Annotated in this window: 21 protein-coding genes and 3 tRNA genes; 8 read left to right on the top strand and 16 right to left on the bottom strand. The window is 72.3% G+C overall.

Annotated elements, in window-relative coordinates; all coding sequences use genetic code 11:
* Positions 1 to 13: 13 nt before the first annotated feature.
* The 4 genes from AC5L30_RS18965 to leuC all read right to left on the bottom strand — a co-directional run bounded on the left by AC5L30_RS18965 (position 14) and on the right by leuC (position 5,004).
* Positions 14 to 1,960, bottom strand: a complete 1,947-nt coding sequence (locus AC5L30_RS18965; RefSeq protein ID WP_494868783.1) for an endonuclease/exonuclease/phosphatase family protein — start codon at positions 1,958 to 1,960, stop codon at positions 14 to 16.
* A gap of 140 nt (positions 1,961 to 2,100) precedes the next feature.
* Entirely contained in the window at positions 2,101 to 2,784 is a 684-nt protein-coding gene (locus tag AC5L30_RS18960; protein ID WP_196921482.1) for an HU family DNA-binding protein, read from the bottom strand.
* Positions 2,785 to 2,956: 172 nt separating this feature from the next.
* Positions 2,957 to 3,544 carry a 3-isopropylmalate dehydratase small subunit gene (gene leuD / locus AC5L30_RS18955; RefSeq protein WP_494868782.1) on the bottom strand — a complete coding sequence of 196 codons (588 nt, stop codon included), beginning with the start codon at positions 3,542 to 3,544 and terminating at the stop codon, positions 2,957 to 2,959.
* A 14-nt stretch (positions 3,545 to 3,558) separates the two neighbouring features.
* The gene (leuC, locus tag AC5L30_RS18950) at positions 3,559 to 5,004 is read right to left on the bottom strand and encodes a 3-isopropylmalate dehydratase large subunit (RefSeq protein WP_494868780.1); all 1,446 of its coding nucleotides are present in this window, start codon (positions 5,002 to 5,004) and stop codon (positions 3,559 to 3,561) included.
* 49 nt (positions 5,005 to 5,053) lie between these two features.
* On the opposite strand from leuC, the gene AC5L30_RS18945 reads away from it, so the two are divergent.
* The gene (locus AC5L30_RS18945) at positions 5,054 to 5,740 is read left to right on the top strand and encodes an IclR family transcriptional regulator (protein ID WP_007456408.1); all 687 of its coding nucleotides are present in this window, start codon (positions 5,054 to 5,056) and stop codon (positions 5,738 to 5,740) included.
* Positions 5,741 to 5,936: 196 nt separating this feature from the next.
* Here the strand turns inward: AC5L30_RS18945 and AC5L30_RS18940 are convergent.
* From AC5L30_RS18940 to AC5L30_RS18925, 4 genes are all read right to left on the bottom strand, one after another.
* Positions 5,937 to 6,009, bottom strand: a tRNA-Glu gene (locus AC5L30_RS18940).
* 174 nt (positions 6,010 to 6,183) lie between these two features.
* Positions 6,184 to 6,256, bottom strand: a tRNA-Glu gene (locus AC5L30_RS18935).
* A 134-nt stretch (positions 6,257 to 6,390) separates the two neighbouring features.
* Positions 6,391 to 6,462: transfer RNA gene (locus tag AC5L30_RS18930), tRNA-Gln, on the bottom strand.
* Positions 6,463 to 6,570: 108 nt separating this feature from the next.
* Positions 6,571 to 7,374: a fumarylacetoacetate hydrolase family protein gene (locus AC5L30_RS18925; RefSeq protein ID WP_494868778.1), complete on the bottom strand. Its 804-nt coding sequence runs from the start codon at positions 7,372 to 7,374 to the stop codon at positions 6,571 to 6,573.
* Between the two features lie 174 nt (positions 7,375 to 7,548).
* Here AC5L30_RS18925 and AC5L30_RS18920 point away from each other — a divergent pair, with 174 nt between their 5' ends.
* On the top strand, positions 7,549 to 9,033 hold the full coding sequence (locus AC5L30_RS18920) for a hypothetical protein (RefSeq protein WP_494868776.1): 1,485 nt from the start codon (positions 7,549 to 7,551) through the stop codon (positions 9,031 to 9,033).
* A gap of 34 nt (positions 9,034 to 9,067) precedes the next feature.
* Positions 9,068 to 9,934: a 3-methyladenine DNA glycosylase gene (locus AC5L30_RS18915; protein ID WP_494868774.1), complete on the top strand. Its 867-nt coding sequence runs from the start codon at positions 9,068 to 9,070 to the stop codon at positions 9,932 to 9,934.
* Between the two features lie 23 nt (positions 9,935 to 9,957).
* On the opposite strand, the gene arfB is transcribed toward AC5L30_RS18915, so the two are convergent.
* The 7 genes from arfB to AC5L30_RS18880 form a co-directional block, all read right to left on the bottom strand.
* On the bottom strand, positions 9,958 to 10,383 hold the full coding sequence (gene arfB / locus AC5L30_RS18910; RefSeq protein WP_091393146.1) for an alternative ribosome rescue aminoacyl-tRNA hydrolase ArfB: 426 nt from the start codon (positions 10,381 to 10,383) through the stop codon (positions 9,958 to 9,960).
* A gap of 34 nt (positions 10,384 to 10,417) precedes the next feature.
* Entirely contained in the window at positions 10,418 to 10,714 is a 297-nt protein-coding gene (locus tag AC5L30_RS18905; protein WP_494868772.1) for a hypothetical protein, read from the bottom strand.
* A 98-nt stretch (positions 10,715 to 10,812) separates the two neighbouring features.
* Complete coding sequence (locus AC5L30_RS18900) at positions 10,813 to 11,682, bottom strand: S1C family serine protease (RefSeq protein WP_494868770.1); 870 nt, start codon at positions 11,680 to 11,682, stop codon at positions 10,813 to 10,815.
* A gap of 38 nt (positions 11,683 to 11,720) precedes the next feature.
* On the bottom strand, positions 11,721 to 12,680 hold the full coding sequence (locus tag AC5L30_RS18895) for a VWA domain-containing protein (RefSeq protein WP_494868768.1): 960 nt from the start codon (positions 12,678 to 12,680) through the stop codon (positions 11,721 to 11,723).
* Positions 12,677 to 13,690, bottom strand: a complete 1,014-nt coding sequence (locus AC5L30_RS18890; RefSeq protein WP_494868766.1) for a DUF58 domain-containing protein — start codon at positions 13,688 to 13,690, stop codon at positions 12,677 to 12,679. Before AC5L30_RS18890 ends, AC5L30_RS18895 begins: the two co-directional genes overlap by 4 nt.
* On the bottom strand, positions 13,687 to 14,736 hold the full coding sequence (locus AC5L30_RS18885) for an AAA family ATPase (RefSeq protein WP_494868764.1): 1,050 nt from the start codon (positions 14,734 to 14,736) through the stop codon (positions 13,687 to 13,689). Before AC5L30_RS18885 ends, AC5L30_RS18890 begins: the two co-directional genes overlap by 4 nt.
* A gap of 412 nt (positions 14,737 to 15,148) precedes the next feature.
* The gene (locus AC5L30_RS18880; RefSeq protein ID WP_494868762.1) at positions 15,149 to 15,655 is read right to left on the bottom strand and encodes a hypothetical protein; all 507 of its coding nucleotides are present in this window, start codon (positions 15,653 to 15,655) and stop codon (positions 15,149 to 15,151) included.
* A gap of 313 nt (positions 15,656 to 15,968) precedes the next feature.
* Between AC5L30_RS18880 and AC5L30_RS18875 the strand changes: the two genes are divergently transcribed.
* Positions 15,969 to 16,952, top strand: a complete 984-nt coding sequence (locus AC5L30_RS18875; protein WP_494868924.1) for an endonuclease/exonuclease/phosphatase family protein — start codon at positions 15,969 to 15,971, stop codon at positions 16,950 to 16,952.
* 203 nt (positions 16,953 to 17,155) lie between these two features.
* Here AC5L30_RS18875 and cimA read toward each other — a convergent pair whose 3' ends face one another.
* Positions 17,156 to 18,739: a citramalate synthase gene (gene cimA, locus AC5L30_RS18870; protein ID WP_494868761.1), complete on the bottom strand. Its 1,584-nt coding sequence runs from the start codon at positions 18,737 to 18,739 to the stop codon at positions 17,156 to 17,158.
* 316 nt (positions 18,740 to 19,055) lie between these two features.
* Here cimA and AC5L30_RS18865 point away from each other — a divergent pair, with 316 nt between their 5' ends.
* The 4 genes from AC5L30_RS18865 (at position 19,056) to AC5L30_RS18850 (ending at position 21,183) form a co-directional block, all read left to right on the top strand.
* On the top strand, positions 19,056 to 19,253 hold the full coding sequence (locus AC5L30_RS18865) for a hypothetical protein (protein WP_494868759.1): 198 nt from the start codon (positions 19,056 to 19,058) through the stop codon (positions 19,251 to 19,253).
* 2 nt (positions 19,254 to 19,255) lie between these two features.
* On the top strand, positions 19,256 to 19,786 hold the full coding sequence (gene ahpD, locus AC5L30_RS18860; protein ID WP_494868757.1) for an alkylhydroperoxidase, AhpD family: 531 nt from the start codon (positions 19,256 to 19,258) through the stop codon (positions 19,784 to 19,786).
* Between the two features lie 127 nt (positions 19,787 to 19,913).
* A complete protein-coding gene (locus AC5L30_RS18855; RefSeq protein WP_387379675.1) occupies positions 19,914 to 20,372 on the top strand; it encodes a PRC-barrel domain containing protein in 459 nt (152 codons plus the stop codon).
* A 55-nt stretch (positions 20,373 to 20,427) separates the two neighbouring features.
* The gene (locus tag AC5L30_RS18850) at positions 20,428 to 21,183 is read left to right on the top strand and encodes a tyrosine-protein phosphatase (protein ID WP_494868756.1); all 756 of its coding nucleotides are present in this window, start codon (positions 20,428 to 20,430) and stop codon (positions 21,181 to 21,183) included.
* Positions 21,184 to 21,194 lie beyond the last annotated feature (11 nt).

Genomic DNA, 21,194 nt, shown 5'->3' with positions numbered 1-21,194 from the left:
GGGCCCGGCCTTCTCAGCGGGGCGGCAGGGTCAGGGTCACCGCGACCGGCAGGTGGTCGCTGGCCGTGCTGCGCGGCGCCACCGGGTCGCTGGGGGTCAGGCCGGGCGAGACGAAGATGTGGTCGATCTGCTGGCGCGGGTGGTCCGCCGGGCTGGTCGCCAACGGCCGGGCGGCGGCCAGCGCGTCGACCAGACCCGCGTTGGAGAACTCCGCGAACGCCTCGTCGCCCGGCTCGGTGTTCAGGTCACCGGCCACCACCAGCGGCCGACCGGCCGCGTACCGGTTGGCGAAGTCGGCGACCGCGCGGGCCTGGACCACCGGGCCGTTGCCGGGCGGCGGTTGCAGGTGGGTGCTGACCACGGCGGTACGGACACCGTCGCCGAGGTCGAGCGTGACGGCGAGGGCCTGCGCTCCGGTGGGCGCGCCGACGGCGGCCAGCGGCAGGGTCCGCGGATCGCGCACCGGCCAACGGCTGAGCACCGCGTCACCCCAGACGGGGTCGGCGGCCGGCCCGAAGACGTACGGCATACCGAGCCGGTCGGCCAGCAGGTCCAGGGTGTCGTGCCCGCCGTTGAGCAGCCACGCCCGGTCCACCTCGCTGAGCAGCACCACGTCGGGCCGTTGCCGGTCGACGACCTCGGCGAGGCCGGTCAGGTCGAACCGGCCGTCCAGCCCGAAACCCATCCGGATGTTGTAGGCCACCACGGTCAACCGCTCCGGCGGGCCGTCCCGGTTGCTGGCCACCGGCACCTCGTCGGCGAGCACCGGCGCCAGCAGGGCCAGCGCGGTGACCGCGGCGGCGGCCCGGAGCGGCGGAAACGGCCCGGGAAGCCGGTGGACGACAGGACGGGCGGTGAACGCCACGGCGGCGATCAGCACGGCCACCACCACGGGCACCGCGGCGTTGGGGTAGCCAAGGTCGTAGGCCGAGTAGTACCCGACCGCTCCCAGCGCGAAGACGAGCATCCCGGAGGCGACCGCGTACCCCCGCCGGGAGGCGCTGGTGCTGGCGCTCGCGGTGTCGCTGCCCGGGTGGCTGGCGTCGTCGGTCAGGGCGAGGCAGGCGCCGAGGCCGACCGCGGCGAGCAGGACGGCCGGCAGGAGCAGGTCACCCCGGTCGAGGGCGAACAGCACCGCGCCGGCGAGCAGCGCCACCGGACCGTACGCTCGGCCCCACCCGCGCGGCGGCCGGGTCAACGCGGCGCCCAGGAACCCGGCCACCGCCACCGGCACCGGCGCCAGGCCGAACAGCGGCGAGCGGGCCACCCCGTCCCCGGCGACCAGGTACGACATCCCGGTCCGGGCCAGTGCCGGGGAGAGCGCCACCATTCCGGCCAGTAGCAGCGCGGGCCCGGCCAGCAGCCAGGCCCGACCACCACCAGGGCCGGCCGGGGCGTCAGCGGGGCCGACAGGGGCTTCAGCAGGGCCAGCGAGGGCGTCACCGGTGCGCTGGCCGGGTCGAGCCGTGCCGGCCAGGAACGCCGCCACCGCGACGGCGCTGAGCAGCCAGGCCGTCCAGTCGCCCCGCCAGACCAGGTCGACGGTGTCCAGCACCGCGTGCAGGGCCGCGTTGACCGCCAACCCCAACGCCAGCCCCGGGACCGGCCGGTCGGTGTCGGCGGCGACGCCGACCAGCCAGACCAGCCCGGCGAGCAACCCGGCGGTGGCCAACCAGAGCTGGGTACGCCCGCCGGGTGCGGCGGTGAGCGTCAGCCGGGCGACGGCGAGCGCGACAGCGGCGACGACCGTGACCGGGCGGGCTCCCACTCGGCGGACCACGGCGGGTGCGCCCATGGCGAGCACGAACCAGCCGAGGGCGAACGCCCCCATCAGCTCGGCCGGCGTGGACGCCGCCTGACCGAAGATGGTGATGATGCCGGGCAGCCACACCCGCAGCACGTCGATGAGGAGGAGCACGCCCAGCGCGAGCGTCCCGGTGGTGAGCTGGCGGTAGCGCACCGGCGCCCCATTTCCGTCGACGGGCCGGCCCAGGGGTGGCCGGCACGGCGATTCTGCGCGAGCGAGCCAACCGGGTCAACGGTTCCCGTACGCCGCAAGGGCGCCCACCCACGGGTGGACGCCCTTGCGGTGCGGGTCGGTCAGCGCTTGCTGGCCGCCTTCTTGGCCGGAGCCTTCTTCGCCGGCGCCTTCTTGGCCGCCGTGCTCTTGCTCGCCGCCGCGGTGGTCTTCTTCGCCGCGGTCGACCGGGTCGCCGCGGTGGTCTTCTTCGCCGCGGTGGTCTTCTTGCTGGCGGCCGTCTTGGTCGCCGTGGTGCTCTTGCTCGCCTTGGCCGGGGCGGTCTTCTTGCTGGCGGCCGTCTTGGTCGCCGTGGCGGTCTTGCTCGCCTTGGCCGGGGCGGTCTTCTTGCTGGCCGCCTTCGCCGTGGTCGCCTTGGTGCCCGCCGCCTTAGCGGTGGCCGCCTTGGTGCCGGTCGCCTTCGTGCCCGCCGCCTTGGCCGTGGCGGTGCTGGTGGTGGCCTTCTTCGTCGCCACCGTGGCCTTCGGCACCTTGCCGCTGGCCACCATCTCCTTGAACCCGGCGCCGGGGCGGAAGGTCGGGACTGACGTCTTCTTGACCTTCACCGCCTCGCCGGTACGCGGGTTGCGCGCTGTTCGCGCGCCACGCACACGCTTTTCGAATGCTCCGAATCCGGTGATCGCCACCTTCTCGCCCTTGGTGACCGCCGCCTGGACCTCGGTGAGGACCGCGTCGAGCGCGGCCGTCGCCATCTTCCGGTCCCCCAGGCGAACGGCGAGCGCCTCGATGAGCTCGGCCTTGTTCACGACTTCCTCCCGATTGTGCAACTGACTCGTTGCGAGCCATTCTGCGCGCACGGTATGCCCTGTGCTGTCGGGACACAAACATTCGGTAGAAAAAATCCCTTGTGTCGTAACGGATTCACCCCCACCGGTTGGACCGATGGGGGTGAAATCCGCTGCGCGAGCGGCCTAACGGCTATGCCACGGAGGGCAGGAACGGCAGTCGGCGCGCCTCGTAGGAGTCGATGTCGGCGGCGTGCCGGAGGGTGAGTCCAATGTCGTCGAGACCTTCCAGCAGGCGCCAACGGCTGAAGTCGTCCAGCGGGAACGACCAGCTCGCGTCCCCCGCCCGGAGCTGGCGAGCGGTCAGGTCGACGGTCACCGGGGTGGTCGGATCGGCCTCGACCAGATCCCACAACTCTTCGACGGCTTTCAATTCCAACTCGACCGGCAACAGACCTTCCTTGAGGGCGTTGCCGCGGAAGATGTCGCCGAAGCGCGGGGCCACCACCGCGCGGAAGCCCCAGTCCCGTAGCGCCCAGACGGCGTGCTCCCGGGACGAGCCGGTGCCGAACTCCGGACCGGCGACGAGGATCGACGCCCCGGAATAGCTTTCATCGTTGAGAACGAATGTCGGATCTTCCCGCCAGGCGCTGAACAGCCCGTCGGCGAAACCCGTCCGGGTCACCCGCTTGAGGTACACGGCCGGGATGATCTGATCGGTGTCCACGTTGGACCGGCGCAACGGCACGGCGGTGCCGGTGTGGGTGGTAAACTTGTCCATCTCGTCGGTCCCTTCTACAGGTCGGCGGGGGCGGCCAGCCGGCCGACCACGGCGGTGGCGGCGGCCACCGGCGGGGAGACCAGGTGGGTACGCCCACCCCGGCCCTGACGGCCCTCGAAGTTGCGGTTCGAGGTGGAGGCGGAGCGCTCGCCCGGCTTCAGCGTGTCGGGGTTCATCCCCAGACACATGGAGCAGCCGGCGAACCGCCACTCGGCCCCGGCGTCGGCGAAGACCTTGTCCAGCCCCTCGGCCTCGGCGGCCTCGCGTACGGCGGCGGAGCCGGGCACCACGAGCATCCGGACGCCCTCGGCGACCCGGTGGCCACGCAGCACGTCGGCGGCGGCCCGCAGGTCCTCCAGACGGCCGTTGGTGCAGGACCCCACGAAGACCACGTCGATGGGCAGCTCCCGCAGCGGGGTGCCGGGGCGCAGGTCCATGTACTCCAGGGCCCGACGAGCGGCGGTGCGCTCCGAGTCGGTGGTGAACTCCTCCGGGTCCGGCACCGGGGCGCTCAGCGGCGCGCCCTGCCCGGGGTTGGTGCCCCAGGTGACGAACGGGGTGATCTGGCTCGCGTCCAGGGTCACCTCGGCGTCGAAGCGCGCGCCCTCGTCGGTGGGCAGCGTCCGCCACCACGCCACCGCCGCGTCCCAGTCCGCGCCCTGCGGCGCGTTCGGTCGACCCTTGAGGTACGCGAAGGTGGTCTCGTCCGGCGCGATCATGCCGGCCTTGGCGCCCCACTCGATGGACATGTTGGCGATGGTCATCCGCCCCTCCATGGAGAGGGCGCGGATCGCCTCGCCGCGGTACTCGACGATGTGCCCGCGACCCCCACCCGTGCCGACCTGCGTGATCAGCGCCAGCACCAGGTCCTTGGCGGTCACGCCGGGCGCGAGGCGGCCGGTGACGTTCACGGCCATCGTCTTCGGCCGGCTCTGCGGCAGCGTCTGGGTGGCCAGCACGTGCTCCACCTCGCTGGTGCCGATGCCGAAGGCGAGCGCGCCGAAGGCGCCGTGGGTGGCGGTGTGCGAGTCGCCACAGACGATCGTCAGGCCCGGCTGGGTGAGACCGAGCTGCGGGCCGATCACGTGCACGATGCCCTGGTTGTCGTCGCCGAGCGGGTGCAGCCGCACCCCGAACTCGGCGCAGTTGCGGCGCAACGTCTCGATCTGCGTACGCGACGTGGGGTCCGCGATGGTGAGCAGGTCACCACGGCGGAGGCGGAACGCCGGGTCGGCGTACCCGGTCGGGGTGTTGTGGTCCTCGGTCGCGAGGGTCAGGTCGGTACGACGCACCCGGCGCCCGGCGAGCCGCAGCCCGTCGAACGCCTGCGGGCTGGTCACCTCGTGCAGCAGGTGCAGGTCGATGAAGAGCAGGTCCGGCTCACCAGCGGCGGACCGTACGACGTGCGCGTCCCAGACCTTCTCGGCCAGGGTCCTCGGCTCAGGAGTGACTCCCACCATCTGGACATCCTAAATTCTGGGAGGTAAGTTTCGGCTTGTGGGACACAGTATGAGCGGTGTCGGCGTTCTCGACAAGGCGGTGGTCATCCTGGCCGCCTGCGTGGACGGCGCCAGCCTGGCCGAACTCGTTGAACGCACCAAGCTGCCCCGAGCCACCGCACATCGGCTGGCCCAGGCCCTGGAGATCCACCGGATGCTGGTGCGCGACACCCAGGGCAGATGGCGACCCGGCCCTCGCCTGGGCGAGCTGGCCAACGCCGCACCCGACGTTCTGCTGACCGCCGCCGAGCCACTGCTGGCCGCGCTGCGCGACGCCACCGGTGAGAGCGCGCAGCTCTACCTGCGCCGCGCCGACGAGCGGATCTGCGTGGCGGCGGCGGAGCGCGCCAGCGGTCTACGGGACACCGTTCCGGTCGGCTCGGTGCTGCCGATGACGGCCGGCTCAGCGGCCCAGATCCTGCTCGCCTGGGAGCCGCCGGAGGCGGTGATGCCGCTGCTGCCGCGCAGCAAGTTCACCGGCCGCACCCTCGCCGAGGTACGCCGTCGCGGCTGGGCGCAGAGCGTCGCCGAGCGGGAGGCCGGTGTGGCGAGCGTCTCCGCCCCGATCCGCGACCGCACCGGCCGGGTGATCGCCTCGGTCAGCATCTCCGGCCCGATCGAGCGCCTGGGCCGCCGCCCCGGCGAACGCCACGCCATGGCCGTAGTAAGAGCCGGCCAACGCCTGTCCGGCCTCTAACCCCCACCCCACCCCACCCCCGCTCCCGCTCCCGCTCCCACCCCCGCTCCCGCTCCCGGTGATCAAGAGCTTTGCGTCACGACACGCCGGGGGCGGTGACGCAAAGCTCTTGATCACCGGGAGCGGGAGCGGGGGACGGGGGAGGGGTGGGGACGAGAAAGGCTCATCTCGCGGGAGCGAGATGAGCCTTTGGTTGTAGCCCCGACCGGATTCGAACCGGCGCTACCGCCTTGAGAGGGCGGCGTCCTGGGCCGCTAGACGACGGGGCCAGAACTTTTCCGTTCACCGCCCTCGCGGGCGGTGCGAATGTAGTCTAGCGGCACCGTACCCGGGCACGAGCGCGGGGTACGCGGTCGCCCGTGGGCCCGGCAGCGGACCGGAACGGGCCCGGCGGCGGACATGAAACAGCCCGCCTCACCAGGTGAGACGGGCTGTGCACGGTGTAGCCCCGACCGGATTCGAACCGGCGCTACCGCCTTGAGAGGGCGGCGTCCTGGGCCGCTAGACGACGGGGCCAGAACAACTTTTGCTCCCCCACCTCAGCGGCGGAGGAGCTGCACTCTACCGAAGACCGCCCTCCGCCCCCGGAGGGGCGGAGTCGAACTCCGTCAGAATCCAGCGTCTGGAAATTCTCGCGAATTCCAGCAGCGCTGGGGTACCAGGACTCGAACCTAGACTAACTGAACCAGAATCAGTCGGGCTGCCAATTACCCCATACCCCATTGGCCCCTTGCGGCGCCGGGAGTGAACTTTACCCTCCCGGTGCCGGCAGGCCAAATCCGATCCCCCCGAACCACCCGTGAGCTGCGGAAACAGGGGCATCAGACGGATCAGGCGACGGGAACCACCGGGTTGGTGAGCTCGCCGATGCCGTCGATCCGCACGGTGACCGTATCCCCCTCGACAAGCGGGCTAACCCCGGCCGGAGTGCCGGTGAGAACGACGTCGCCGGGCAGCAGAGTCATCACGTGCGAGATGTACGACACCAGGCCCGGCACGTCGAAGACCATGTCCTTTGTCCGACCGAGTTGGCGTACCTCCATCTCCTCCGGATTGCGACCCACCTCACACCGGATCTCCAGGTCGGAGACGTCGAGCCCGGTGGTGATCCACGGGCCGATCGGGCAGAACGAGTCGAAGCCCTTGGCCCGGGTCCACTGCCCGTCCGAGCGCTGGAGGTCCCGAGCGGTCACGTCGTTGGCGCAGGTGTAGCCGAAGATGGCGCGCTCGGCGGCGGCCCGGTCGGCGCGGCGCGCACCCGGCGCCCCGATCACCACCGCCAGCTCCGCCTCGTGCTCGACCTGCTTGGAGAAGATCGGCAGCCGGATGGCGTCCCGGGGACCGATCACCGAGGTGGACGGCTTGAGGAAGAGCAGCGGCTCCTTGGGCACGTCGTTGCCGAGCTCGGCGGCGTGGTCGGCGTAGTTGCGACCGACGCAGACGACCTTGCTGGGCAGGATCGGCGAGAGCAGCCGAACGTCGGAGAGGGCCCATCGGGCCCCACTGAAGGAGAGTTTGCCGAACGGGTGGCCCTCGATCTCGGCGATGGTCAGGCCCTCCGGCCCGGCCCCCGATTCGCCTTCGACGGCACCGAACGACATTCCCTTGGCATGGGCGAAACGAGCGATACGCACCCGGCCAATCTAGCGCCGCCGGTGCCCCGACCGCCCACGACCGGCGGTCGGGTGTGCTCAACCCGTCAGCGCGCGGCACTCTACCGGAGCTGGAGGTGACCGGGGCGGACTTCTCGACTTCGTACCCGCACGGAGGCGGCTCGCCCCTAGCGTCGGCTCCGGAGGTTCGTTCGTATGCCTGCATCGACACGACACCACAGAGCCCTCGCAGTGTTCGTGCACTGCCTCGGCATCCTCGCCGCCGTGCCGGCCCTGCCGACGGCGGCTCCGGAGGCGGCGGCCGCGCCACGACCACCAGCGGCCACGCCACAACCACCGGCCGCCACAGCAGGGCCGACGGCCGCCACACCAGGGCCGACGGCTGCGACACCAGGGCCAACAGCTGTCACACCAGGGCCAACAGCTGTCACACCAGCACCCGCGGCCACCGCGTCACCGGTGGCGATGGTCGCCCGGGTGACCGAGCCCACCCCGCCCTCGGCACCACCGGCGATGGCACCACCGACCCGGGCACCGGCGTCGGCGCCCCCGCAACAGGTCACGGTGGCGGTCGCGACGGAAAGCAGCCCGGCACCGCGGTACCGGATCCAGGTGCGCAACGTGAGCAACTCGCCGCTGGAGACCACGGTGCGTCAGGAATTGCCGCCCGGCTCGTCGACGACCGCGATCAGCGGTGGTGGCCGGTCCACCCCGGCCGGCGGATCGGCCACCGAGGTGACCTGGCGGTTGCGGCTGCCCGCGCACAGCACCACCACGCTGGGCACCGCGCTCGCCGCGACCGCGCCGGGTCAGCCGCTGACCGCGCCGACCTGCGCGTTCACCAGCGACGGCAGCCGGCCGTACGACTGCGCCACGGCCACCTGGCAGGCGGCACCGGCACCGGCGGCCGAGGTGACCGAGGCGCCGCCGTGGCGCCGCTACCCGGTGCTGCTCGCCGGACTGGCGGTCCTGCTGCTGATCAGCGCAGCCCTGGTCTGGGTGTGGCGACGTCGGCGCGGGCGTCGGGTGACGGCCGCCGCACTTGCCACCGGCGGCGGAGCCGAGGGTGGCCGCGGGACGATCTATCCGCGACCGGCAGCTCCGAGCCCGGTGCGGCGTCGGCGTACCCCGCCGGTCTGGATGTTGGTGGGCGCCGCCGTCGTGGTGCTGGCCGCCGTGGTCGGCACCGCGGGCTGGACGGCCACCCGGCAGGTCGCGGCGATCGACACGCAGAAGCAGCCGACCAGCGGCGCGTGGATGGGCACCGGGGTCAACGGATCGTTGGGCGTGCCGCTGCGCGAGTCGGCGTTCGAGTTCACCGTCTACCGGATGACCTGCGGCGCGGCCGGCACCGCCGCGAAGTCCGACGGTGGCCGCGCCGCACCGCCCAACGGCCGACGCTGCGAGGCCACCGTGGGCGTGCGCAACGTCACCGGCGAACACCAGCCCTGGCACAGCGAGCTGCAACGGGCGTACCTGCCCGGCGGACGCTGGGTGAGCACCGACGAGTCGGCCACCCGGACGGCGAACCTGGGTCGGGACGTCTTCGCCGACCCGATGGCGGCGGGCACCCGGATGGTGCTTCCGCTGGTCTTCACCGTCGACGGGCGGGACCCGCCCCAGCAGTTGGAGCTGCGCAGCGGGGTGTTCTCCGCCGGGGTCCGGGTGCAGATGCCCTGACCGGCTCGCGGGCGGCGGTCGTACCCTGGGTGGGGTGACCGCCGCCCTCGCCCCCGCCGTGCTCGATGTGGCGCAGTGGCAGGCCCGCCGGCGGGCCCACGAGGAGCGGGTGGACGTCTGGCTGACCCCGCACCTGGCCCGGCGACGGCGTGGTGAGCGGCATCCGGTGGCCGACTTCCTGTTCACCTACTACTCGCACCGCCCGGCCCAGCTGCGTCGCTGGCATCCGGGGCCCGGGGTCGAGCTGCGTGACGCCGATCCGGCCGAGTTCGGTCGCGACTACCGCGCCAGCACCGCCGGGGTCACCCTCGACACCGACGGGGTACGCGCGCGGCGCGGCGAGTCGATCGCCTGGATCCGCTCCCTGCTGGCGGCGACGCGTGGACGGGCGCCGCACTTTGGCTGCTTCGGGATGCACGAGTGGGCGATGGTCTATCGACAGACCCGGGAGGAGCTGCGGCACAACGCCTGGCCGTTGCGGCTGAGCGCGGAGCACACCGCCGCGGTCGTCGAGGAGCGGGGCGTGCGGTGCAGCCACTTCGACGCGTTCCGGTTCTTCACCCCGCCGGCCCGCCCGTTGAACCTGCTCACCCCGACCCGGGAGACGCAGCACGCACACGAGCAGCCGGGCTGCCTGCACGCCAACATGGATCTGTACAAGTGGGCGTACAAGTTGTCGCCGTTGGTCTCCTCGGAGCTGGTGGCCGACGCGTTCGACCTGGCCCGGGACATCCGCACGCTGGACATGCGAGCCAGCCCGTACGACCTGGCGGCGCTCGGCTACCCGCCGGTGCGGGTGGAGACTCCGGACGGCCGGGCGGAGTACGCGACGGCGCAGCGCGGGTTCGCCGAGCGGGCCGCGGTGCTGCGCGACCGGCTGCTCGCCGCCGTCCCGGGCTAGGGCCGGTTCTTACGAGACAGGCCCTAGTCGTCGTCGGCGCGGCGGTCCCGCTTGCGCTGGGATTGGCGTTTCTTCTCGGCCAGCCGGCGTTCCTTGGCCCCACGGGACGGGCGGGTCGCTCGGCGGGCCGGCGGTGGGGGCGCGGCGGCCTCCCGCAGCAGGGCGGTCATCCGCGCCCGGGCCGCCTCCCGGTTGGCCAGCTGGGCCCGGTGCTCGCTGGCGGCGATGGTCAGCACCCCGTCCACCAGGCGGTTGGCCAGTCGGGCCAGTGCCCGTGGCCGCAGCCATTCGGGCACGGCCGGGGAGTTGGCCACGTCGTAGCTCAGCTCGACCCGGGAGTCCGCGGTGTTCACACCCTGCCCGCCCGGCCCCGACGAGCGGGAGAAGCGCTCCCGTAGCTCCCCGGCGGGGACGACCCACCGGTCGGTCACCCGCAGTCCGTCGTCCACGCCCCGAGGCTAACCCGCCACGAGCCGCCGGGGGTCATCGGTGCGGAGGCTTACTCCCCGTCGGGGACTGGCTGGGCACCGGCCCGGCGGTCTCCTCGTCGGAGCCGACCGCCGCGTACGCCACCGCGCCGAACAGCAGCACCCCGATGACCGCGGCCTTCACGACGACGCCACGGATCAGCGACCAGGCGCCCCGGCGGGCGCCTGGCACCGATTTCTTGACGGTCTGGTAATCGTTCCACCCGCGTCGTGCCCGGGCGTACGCCGACCCCACTGCACATCCGATGATCAGGCCCACCAGCAGGAGGACCGTGAGAAGAGGACGCTCCACCTCCGCCAGTATCCATACCGAGCGTAATATTTCCATGGTCCGATGCCGTCCGGCCGGATATCTGACAGTGGTGGCCCTGGTAAGGGCGTTCGGGCAGCTCAGCCGCCCTTGCCGATGATTGTGTCGGCGGTCTGCTGCACCTGGTCGATCGGGATGGCGAACCCGATGCCGATCGAGCCGTTTCCGTCGATGGTGGCGATGGCGGTGTTCACCCCGACCACCTCCCCGCGGGCGTTGACCAGTGGCCCCCCGGAGTTGCCGGGGTTGATGGACGCGTCGGTCTGCACCGCGCTGTGCCGGTTGTTGCCGAGCCGCACCTGACGGTCCAACGCGCTGACGATGCCCGCGGTGACCGTTCCGGCCAGACCGAGCGGCGAACCCACCGCGAGCACCGGCTCACCGACCCGGGTCGCGCCCGGCTTGGCCAGCGGCAGCGGGGTGAGACCGGCCGAGGCCGGCACCTTCAGTACCGCCAGGTCGCTGCGCGGCTCCCGTCCGACCACCTCGGCGGCGAACCGGCGGCCGTCGGGCAGTTCCACAGTCACCGGCCCGCCACCCGCCTTGGCCAGGATGTGGTCGTTGGTGATCAGGTGCTGCTGGTCGTCCACCGCGAAGCCGGAGCCGGTCGCGGACCCGCTGGTCGCGGACCCGCTGGTCGCGCCGCCGGCCAGCACCGACACCACCCCGGGTACGGTCCGCTCGGCCGCGGTGACCAGCTCGGCCGGCACCGGTGCGGCGGACGCCGCAGCCGGGCCACCGGCCCCGTCCCGACTGGCCACCACGCCGCCGGCGAGAGCACCGGAGACGGCCGAGACCGCCACCACGGCCAGCACGGCGAGTAGCCGCCCAGGCCGTCGCCCGCCCGGGTCGCGCTCGGGCGCGTCCCACCACCCGCGCCCGTCCGGGTCGAGTTCCGGCGAGATGAACCAGGGACCGCGCGGTTCGCCCAGTCCGGTCTGTACTGCCATGCGTACTCCTCACGGTCGACGTCGGTTGTGCGCGGCGGTCAGGGCAGTCGGGAGAACCAGCGCATCGAGCCGGCGGCGGCGCCCATCGCGAACACCAGTCCGAGGCCGATGAACCGGGCCGAGACGTCCTGCCGCTCGGTGCGGTAGCCGACCGAGCTGCCGATGTCCTCGTAGACGGCGCGCAGCTCGTCGGTCGTGCTGGCCTCGTGGAACATCCCGCCGGTCTCCTCGGCGACCGCCTTGAGGGTCTGTCCGTCCACCGGCACCTGGATGGGCCGTCCACCGCGGTCGACGAACCCGGACGGTGTGCCGAACGAGATCGAGTGCACCGGCACCTCCGCCGTCACCGCCTCCGCCGCAGCCTCCATCGGGTCCATCCCGGAGGTGTTGGCGCCGTCGGAGAGCAGGATGATCCGGGCCGGTGGGGTCTCCTTCGCGGCCTCGCTGTCCAGGCTCTTGACCGCGCCGAGTGAGGTGTTGATGGCCTCGCCGATCGCGGTGCCCTGCACCCCGGTGATGCCCTCGGCGAGCCGGTCGATCCCCTCGTCGAGGGCCTCCCGGTCGGTGCCCGGGGGCACCAGCACGGCGGCGCTGCCCGCGAACGCGACGAGACCCACGTTGAACTCGTCGGGCAGGCCCTCGACGAAGCGCCGGGCGGCCTCCTTCGCCGCGGCCAACCGGTCCGGTTCGACGTCGGTGGCGAGCATCGACGTGGAGACGTCCACCGCCACCATCACGGTGGCCCGTTCCCGGGGCACCCGGACCTCGGCGGTCGGCCGGGCGAAGCCGACCACGAGCAGCGCCAGCATGGCCAGGAAGAGCCCGGCCGGTACGTGCCGACGCCAGGCCGGCCGCTCCGGCGCCACCCGGTCCAGCAGTCGCAGGTTGGTGAAGCGGACCGCGTACCGGCTGCGTCGGCGCTGCAGCACCAGGTACGCGACGACCAGAGCGAGCACGCCGAGCAGCAGCCAGAGTCGCAGCGGCGACTGCCAGATCACGCGGCACCTCCCCGGGGCTGGCCGACCGGCGCGGCGGCCAGCCGACGCTGGGCGTGCACGTGCCGGACGATGTCCGAACTCCAGTCCCCGTCGGTGCGCAGCGGCAGGTGGGTGGCCCCGCTGCGGCGCAACGCCTGGTGGACCTGTTCGCGCTGGGCGGCGGCGGCCTCGGCGTACCGCTCGCGCAGCCGACGGTCCGATGTGCACACCTCGCGGTGCCGGCCGGTCTCCGAATCGACGAGCGTGATCAGGCCGACGTCCGGTAGTTCCAGCTCACGCGGGTCGGTCACCTCGATCGCCAGCACCTGGTGCCGGACGGCCAGCCGGCGCAGGGTCCGCTCCCAGGGCGCTGCCTGGCCGGGTTCGTCGGGCAGTCCGTCGAGGAAGTCGGAGACCACCACGACCAGCCCACGCCGGTTGGCGATCCGGTGCAGCGCGTCGAGTCCGTCCGCAAGGTCGGGCGGTCGGGGCGTCGGGCCGCGCCCCGGCCGGTCGGTGGGCGCGGTGGCCCGGGGGGCGGCGAGCAGCGCGCGGAGCAGAGCCAGCAGATGGGTACGCCCGCTGCGGGCCGGGAAGCGGCGTACCCCGTCGGCGCGCAGCACCTGGGCGCCGAGGCGGTTGCCGACGCCCGCGGTGAGGAAGCCGACGGCCGCGACGGCGGCCACCGCCAGTTCCCGTTTGTCCAGCTCGGCGGTGCCGAACTCCATGCTGGCGCTGCCGTCGACGAGCAACCAGGTGGTCAGTTCCCGGTCGGCGTCGACCTGCCGGACGTGCGGCACGGCGGTCCGGGCGGTCACCGCCCAGTCCATCCGCCGGACCTCGTCCTCGCCGGGCCGGTACTCGCGGCTGCCGGACGGTTCACTGCCCGGCCCGGGCAGCAGACCGCGGTACTGGCCGTGCAGCAGGCCGTTCAGTCGGCGGGTGACGGTCAGCTCCAGGCGGCGCAGGCGCTGGTCCGGGGCCAGCTCGGCCAGGCCGGGGTCGGCGGGCGCGGCGGTGGCGCGTCTCATGCCGCCGCCAGGTCCGGTGTCTGCTGCGGGTGCCCGGTGGCCAGCCGGGGCGGCGGCACCGCCTCGACCAGCCGTCGCACCACGCTCTCGGCCGACACCCCGTCGGCCACCGCGTCGAAGGAGAGCACCAGCCGGTGGGCGAGGACGTCGACGGCCAGCTCACGGACGTCCTCCGGCAGCACGTACTCCCGGCCCCGCAGCAGGGCCTGTGCCCGGGCGGCCGCGACCAGCCCCAGGGTGGCCCGGGGGCTGGCCCCGTACGCCAACAGTGGGGCGATCTCCGGCAGCCCGAACCGGCCCGGGTCGCGGGTGGCGAGGATCAGCCGCACCACGTATTCGGCCAACGCGTGGTGGACGAAGACCCGCTCGGCGCGGGTCTGGAGGTCCCGCAGCCGTTGCGCGTCGAGCACCCGGCGAGGGCTGGGCCGGTCGGTGCTCATTCGGTAGAGGATGGCCAGCTCATCGGCGTCGCTGGGGTAGTCGACCACCACCTTCATCAGGAACCGGTCACGCTGCGCCTCCGGGAGCTGGTAGACCCCCTCGGACTCGATCGGGTTCTGGGTGGCCAGCACCAGGAACGGCTCCGGGACCGGCCAGCTGCGCCCGCCGATCGAGACCTGCCGTTCGGCCATCGCCTCCAGCAGCGCCGACTGGACCTTGGCCGGGGCCCGGTTGATCTCGTCGGCCAGCACCAGGTTGGCCATGATCGGGCCCAGCTCGATGTCGAAGGTCTCCTTGGAGGCCCGGTAGATCCGGGTGCCGACGATGTCGGAGGGCACCAGGTCCGGGGTGAACTGGATCCGGGAGAAGGTGCCGCCGACCACTGTCGCGAGGGTCTGCGCGGCTAGTGTCTTGGCCACGCCGGGCACCCCCTCCAGGAGGCAGTGTCCGTTGGCGACCAGGGCGGTGAGCAGGCGTTCGACGAGGCGATCCTGCCCGACGATCACGCGTTTGACCTCGAAGAGGGTCTGTTCCAGCTCGATGCCGGTCGGCTCCGGATCGACCGGGCTGGGCATGCTGGCCAGGGTGTCCGAGATGTCCGTCACGGTGCTTGCTTCCCGGGCACAGGCTCGGCAAACGTGGGATTGTCCGGCCCGGACCGGCCCGGAGTGGCCGGAATGGGGATGAGCCGCGCGGAAGGGTGACGACTGTCGCGAGCCGTCCGAGGGGCGGACAACCGGCGAGTGACCGGCCATGGAGCGGCCTACCGGGTACGAACCGGTCGAGGACGGCCCTCGCGGCCCGCCTACCTCGCGGCGGCGCCCGTCGACCGCGCTGATCCACTCGGGTTTACGGAAGTCGGGGCGTCCGCATACTCAGGACACCCCGACTTACCGAAAGCCGAGTGGATCAATTACCCGGCCGGGTTGGCCGAGGTAGCGGCCGGAGGGCCAGCGCGCTGAGCGGACGGGGTCCGGCCCCCGCGCCGGAGGCGACGGGGGCCGGGTGTCGGTTCGGTCAGGGTGTGTGGGTGAGCAGGGTGAAGCCCAGGTCGGACGGGGTCCCGGCCGAGTTGCGGGTCTGCACGAAGACCCCGTTGGGTGTCTGCAGCCGCGGGGCGACGGAGACCTCGCCACCCGGCGGGATGCAGCAGGCGTCGGAGCGGGAAATGGTGGCCAGGAAGGCACCAGCCGACACGGTGTGACCGAAGATCACCTCGTACTGGCCGACGCCGTACTTGACCACGGTGCCCCCGCCGCGAGCCTTGGTGCCGTTGGAGTTGACGACGGTGAAGACATTGGTGGCCACCAGTGGGGTGGCCGCACTCGCCTTCAGCGCGGCTTTCGCGATGCGTGCCGACTCGGCGCTGACCGGCGGCTGGGAGTTCGTGCCGCGCGCCGGCTGAACCGTTTCCTGCGGCGCCAACGCCTGCGGCTGGGCGATAGCGATGCCCCCGCCAGCGAGACTGAGCCCCAGGACAGCGAACGTTACCGCCGCCACCTTACGTCGGAAGGATGTGCTCATGACAGGTCCCCCTTGTGTGACCGTGCGAATTCGGCCGACCCGCGGGGCGGGACGGATGACTGCCCATATAAATAGGCGGACGACGACACCTGACGAGATTGATTTCTTAGCAATCCACATCCCCTCTGAGCTGGGATTACTACTCAGAGTTGCGTCGTTTAAGCCAGATGGAACGTAGCACCGGAAAAAGCCGCCAGTCAATAGTTGATCTCGCTTTTTCGGGGTGTAAACCAGCTGTCAGATAATTGTGAAATGTGAGCGCTCCACCATTCATGAAATGGCTTCGCCGGGCCCGACTAGGATCATCGTCGTGATCGTCGACGCATCGCCCGCGCACCGGAACGCTCGGCTCGGCACGGTGCTCTGCTGGCTTGCCGTCGTACCCACCGCCCTCTGGGCGGCCGCCCGACTGCTCGGCCTGGACCGGGGGCCGTTGGTGCAGGCGCTCGCCTTCACGCCGTACGTCGCGGGCGTCAGCGTGCTGGTCCTGGCCCTCGCGCTCGCCCTGCGGCGCTGGTGGCCGGCGGCGCTCGCGGCCCTGGCGGCGGTGGCGTTGCTCGGCACCGTCGCCCCTCGGGCGCTGGCCAACCCGCAGCCGGCGGCGGCCGGGCCGACCGTGCGGCTGCTCACCGCCAACCTGCTCGCCGGCGCGGGCGACGCGCGGACGCTGGCGGAGCTGGTCCGGCGGCACGACGTGGACGTGCTCACCGTGCAGGAGTTCACGCCGGACGCGCAGGCCGCCCTGGATCGGCTCGGCCTCGACACGCTGCTGCCGCACCGGCAGCTCAACCCCGAGATCGGCACCCCCGGCTCCGGGCTCTACTCGCGGTGGCCGATCACCGACGTCGGCGTCCGGCGCAACCTCGACGGCTGGGGCTTCACCCAGGCGTACGCGACGGTGTCCGTCCCCGGCGGGCCCCCGGTCCGCGTCGAGTCGGTCCACCCCTCGGCGCCGTACGCGCTGGACCAGGTGGGCGCCTGGCGTGCCGACCTGACCGCCCAACCACCGGCCACCCCCGATGGTGGCCTGCGGATCCTCGCCGGGGACTTCAACGCGACCCTCGACCACAGTCCACTACGGGCCCTGCTGCGCACCGGTTACGTCGACGCCGCCGACGCCACCGGACAGGGGCTGACCGGCACCTGGGGTCCGTACGACGGCGACCTCATCCCACCCGTCGCCATCGACCACGTCCTGGTCGACCACCGCATAGCGGTCCACTCAGTACGGGTGCTCGCCCTACCCGGCAGCGACCACCGCCCCGTCCAAGCCACCCTCACCCTCCCCACCCCCTAACCCCCCACCCCCACCCCCTAACCCCCCACCCCCACCCCCGCCCCACCCCGCCCCACCCCGCCCCGGTCGATCATGGACTTCTGGTGGGCGTTTTGGGCACCGAAGCCCGGTACGCGCGCCACCACAACTCCATGATCGACGCCGGGGGGGTGGGGGCGGGGGTGGGGTGGGGGGTGGGGGGTGGGGGGTGGGGAGGCAGCGGGTTAGACGGAGGTGGGGGCTAGGCCGTAGGTGAGGGCGTCTACCAGGGCGTGCCAGCTGGCCTCGACCACGTTGGGGTGGACGCCGACCGTCGTCCAGTCCCGGCCGCTGCCGTCGGAGGTCTCCAGCAGGACCCGGGTCACCGCGCCGGTGCCGTGGCTGCCCTCCAGGATGCGCACCTTGTAGTCGGCCAACTCGAAGTCGCGCAGCTGCGGGTAGTGCCGCGTCAACCCCACCCGCAGCGCCTCGTCGAGCGCGTTGACCGGGCCGTTGCCCTCGGCGGTGGCGATGACCCGCTCACCGCGTACCCGGATCTTGACGGTCGCCTCGGAGACCACCGCGCCGTCCTCGCGGTGCTCGACCAACACCCGGTACGACTCCAGGGTGAACGGTCGGGCCGGGCTGCCCTCCGGCAGCTCGGAGCGGACCAGCAACTCGAAGGAGGCATCGGCCGCCTCGAAGGACCAGCCACCCGCCTCCAACTCCTTGACCCGCTTGGTGACCCGGGTCAGGGCGTCCGGGCTGGCGGCCAGGTCCAGGCCGAGCTCGCGACTCTTGAGCTCGACGCTGGCCCGACCGGCCATCTCGGTGACCAGGATCCGCATGTCGTTGCCCACCACCGACGGGTCCACGTGGTTGTAGAGCAACGGGTCGACCTTGATCGCGCTCGCGTGCAACCCCGCCTTGTGGGCGAAGGCAGCGGCCCCGGCGTACGCCTGGTGGGTGTCGGGGGCGATGTTGGCGATCTCGGCGATGGCGTGCGAGACCCGCACCATCTGCGCCAGGCAGCCCTCCGGTAGGACGGGCATCCCGAGCTTGAGTTGGAGGTTGGCGACGACCGCGAAGATGTCGGCGTTGCCCGGGCGCTCGCCGTACCCGTTGGCGGTGCCCTGCACGTGACGGACGCCCGCCTCCACGGCGGCGATCGTGTTGGCCACCGCGCAGGCGGTGTCGTTCTGGGCGTGCATGCCGAGCAGCCCGGCGTCGATCCCCAGCCTGTCGGTCAGGTCGAGGATCACGGCGCTCACCTGGGACGGCAGCATGCCGCCGTTGGTGTCGCAGAGCACCATCCGCTCGGCGCCGGCGGCGAGCGCGGTCTGCACCACCGCCGCGCCGTACGCGGGGTCGTGCCGGTAGCCGTCGAAGAAGTGTTCCCCGTCGACGAAGACCCGCCGACCCTCGCGGACGAGGTGGCTGACGGTGTCGTGGATCATCGCCAGGTTCTCCGCGCCGGTGGTGCGCAGCGCGCGCTCGACGTGCCGGGTGTCAGCCTTGGCGACCAGGGCCACCGCCGGGGTCTGCGCGTCCAGCAGGGCGCGCACCTGGGGGTCGTCCGCGACCGGCACGCCGGCTTTGCGGGTGGCGCCGAAGGCGACGAGTACGGCGTGCCGCAGGTCCAGCTCGGTGCGGGCGCGGCGGAAGAACTCGGTGTCCTTGGGCACCGCGCCCGGCCAGCCGCCCTCGATGAAGCCGACGCCGAACTCGTCGAGCAGCCGGGCCACGGCCAGCTTGTCGACCACCGAGTAGGTGAGCCCCTCGCGCTGGGCGCCGTCGCGCAACGTGGTGTCGAAGACCTGGAACGTCATCAGGATCCTTTCTCGGAGCAACAAAAAGACCTCCCGCGGATGCGGGAGGTCTGCGCGCTCGGCAGAGGGGAGGGCCGGCGCGCTAGGTCGCAATAATCAGGACGGTGCTGGTCACGCTCGTCACTCTGCCACCCCTCACCCGGATTTGGGAGGGACAATCCACATAGCGGGACGGTGACGGAGGGTTCGTTCGCCCCGAACCGCCGCTCGTGATCGGCTTCACAAGCCACCAGGCCGCTCATCGGCAGAAACAGGCATGCGGAAGCATCTGGAACGGATCCGATGATGGCCACCGCGCCATCTGCAAGGAGGACCTGTGCTCACCGTCAGTGACCGCTTACCTGAGCACCGGCTCACCGCCTGCGTATCGCTGGACGCCAACAACGCGCCCAAGACGATCGACCACACGTCCCACGAGGGCAAGTGGCGTGTGGTCTTCGTCGGGCCGATGGACTTCGTCTCCATCAGCCCGACGGAGATCGCCGACGAGACCCCCGCCATCGCCGGGGTCTGACCGTGGGCCTGGACGCGATCACGGCAGCCCTGCCCGGGTACGCCAAGGACATCAGGCTCAACCTCAGCTCCACCATCGGCACCTCGACGCTGACCCCGGCGCAGACCTGGGGCACCGCGCTGGCCTGTGCGGTGACCGCCCGCAACCCGGTGGTGCTGCGGGAGATCGCGGCCGAGGCGCTCGGGCACCTCGGGCCGGAGGGGGTCGAGGCGGCCAAGGGCGCCGCGGCGATCATGGCGATGAACACCATCTACTACCGGGCCAAGCATCTCATCGGCGACGAGCAGTACGCCTCGATGCCGGCCCGACTGCGGATGCAGATCATCGCGAGGCCGGGGGTGGACAAGGGCGACTTCGAGCTCTGGTGCCTCGCCGTGTCGGCCATCGCCGGCTGCGAGGTGTGCCTGGAGTTGCACGAGAAGAAGCTGCGCGGCATCGGCTTCACCCGGGAGCAGCTGCACGACGCCCTGCGGATCTCCGCCGTGGTGCACGCCGCGGCGGTCACCCTGGACGCCGAGGCGGCACTGGCCTGAGCACGTACGCCCCCGACGGGCCGATACCGTGCGGCGCGGCCTGGGCCCGTCGCCGTTTCCGACACCCGGCGGCCGGGTAGCTCCTGCGGAGACATGAGCTGATCGGTGACAGTCAGGAGTGAACGGCATGGACAGGATCGATCCGCACGCCACCCACGCCGGGCCGGACCCGCTGCGCGGCGGCGACCAGGGTGCGGTGCCCGGCGGGGCGCCGGCCGGCACGTTCGACCCCTGGCGTTACCGCGACCAGGCCGGCGTGGCCGACGCCGACCTGGTGGGCTACAAGGTCGAGGCCACCGACGGTGGCATCGGCAAGATCGATAGCGCCAGCCACGAGGTGGGCGGCAGCTACCTGGTCGTGGACACCGGGCCCTGGATCTTCGGCAAGAAGGTGATGCTGCCGGCCGGCACCGTCAACCAGGTCGACCACGACCAGCGCACCGTCTCCGTCGACCGGACCCGGGACCAGATCAAGGCCGCCCCGGAGTACGACGAGACCAGCCACAGCGACCCGAGCTACCGGGATCAGCTGGGCGGGTACTACGACGAGACGTACGGCGCGCTCCCGCCCGGCACGGCACGCTGACTGTTCGACCCGACGGCCGGTGGGGCGCTGCCCCACCGGCCGTTACGGTGTGAACGTGGACACCACCGAGGACAACCCCCAGCTCTCGCTCCCCGCCACCTTCAACTTCCGCGACGTCGGTGGCTACCTCGGCCACGCCGACCGACCCGTACGCCGGGGGCGGCTCTACCGCTCCGACTCGCTGCACCGCCTCACCGAGCAGGACCGGGACGCGTTCGCCGCGATCGGGATCCGCACCGTCATCGACCTGCGCCGCCCCACCGAGGTGGAGCGGGACGGCCGGGTGCCGGCGTACCAGGGGCTGACCTACCGGCACATCCACCCGGAGCACGCCGACTGGGCGGGTACGCCACACGAGGAGGGCGCGAGCCTGGCCCGGTACCTGGCGGACCGGTACGCCGACCTGGCCCAGACCGGCACCGCCGGGCTGGCCGAGGCGGTCGGGCTGATCGCCGACTCCGCCAACGCCCCGGTGGTGGTGCACTGCGTCGCCGGCAAGGACCGCACCGGCATCGTCTGCGCGCTGACCCTCGCCGTGCTCGGGGTCGACGACGCGGACATCACCGCGGACTACGCGTTGAGCAGTGTGGCGTCGGCCCGGTACAGCGCCTGGCTGGCCTCCGTCACCCCGGGCGGGGTGGACGTGCCGGCGCCGTTCTTGAGCTCACCCGCCGAGGCGATGCAGATCTTCCTGGACGAGCTGCGCGCGGGGCACGGCTCGATCGAGGCGTACCTGCGCCACGCCGGGGTGACCGACGAGCAGCTCGCCGCGCTCCGCGACCACCTGCTCGACGAGCCCACCGAGGCGTAGGCCGCTGCGGC

It is taken from the genome of Micromonospora sp. BQ32, from assembly GCF_059358895.1.
This window is presented reverse-complemented; position numbering and strand designations above follow the sequence as displayed.

Bases quoted from the DNA above. Each gene is read 5' to 3' on its own strand.
- leuD (WP_494868782.1), bottom strand. From the start codon at position 3,544: ATGGACAAGTTTACCACCCACACCGGCACCGCCGTGCCGTTGCGCCGG.
- leuC (WP_494868780.1), bottom strand. From the start codon at position 5,004: ATGGTGGGAGTCACTCCTGAGCCGAGGACCCTGGCCGAGAAGGTCTGG.
- AC5L30_RS18945 (WP_007456408.1), top strand. From the start codon at position 5,054: ATGAGCGGTGTCGGCGTTCTCGACAAGGCGGTGGTCATCCTGGCCGCC.
- AC5L30_RS18920 (WP_494868776.1), top strand. From the start codon at position 7,549: ATGCCTGCATCGACACGACACCACAGAGCCCTCGCAGTGTTCGTGCAC.
- AC5L30_RS18900 (WP_494868770.1), bottom strand. From the start codon at position 11,682: ATGGCAGTACAGACCGGACTGGGCGAACCGCGCGGTCCCTGGTTCATC.
- AC5L30_RS18890 (WP_494868766.1), bottom strand. From the start codon at position 13,690: ATGAGACGCGCCACCGCCGCGCCCGCCGACCCCGGCCTGGCCGAGCTG.
- AC5L30_RS18880 (WP_494868762.1), bottom strand. From the start codon at position 15,655: ATGAGCACATCCTTCCGACGTAAGGTGGCGGCGGTAACGTTCGCTGTC.
- cimA (WP_494868761.1), bottom strand. From the start codon at position 18,739: ATGACGTTCCAGGTCTTCGACACCACGTTGCGCGACGGCGCCCAGCGC.
- AC5L30_RS18855 (WP_387379675.1), top strand. From the start codon at position 19,914: ATGGACAGGATCGATCCGCACGCCACCCACGCCGGGCCGGACCCGCTG.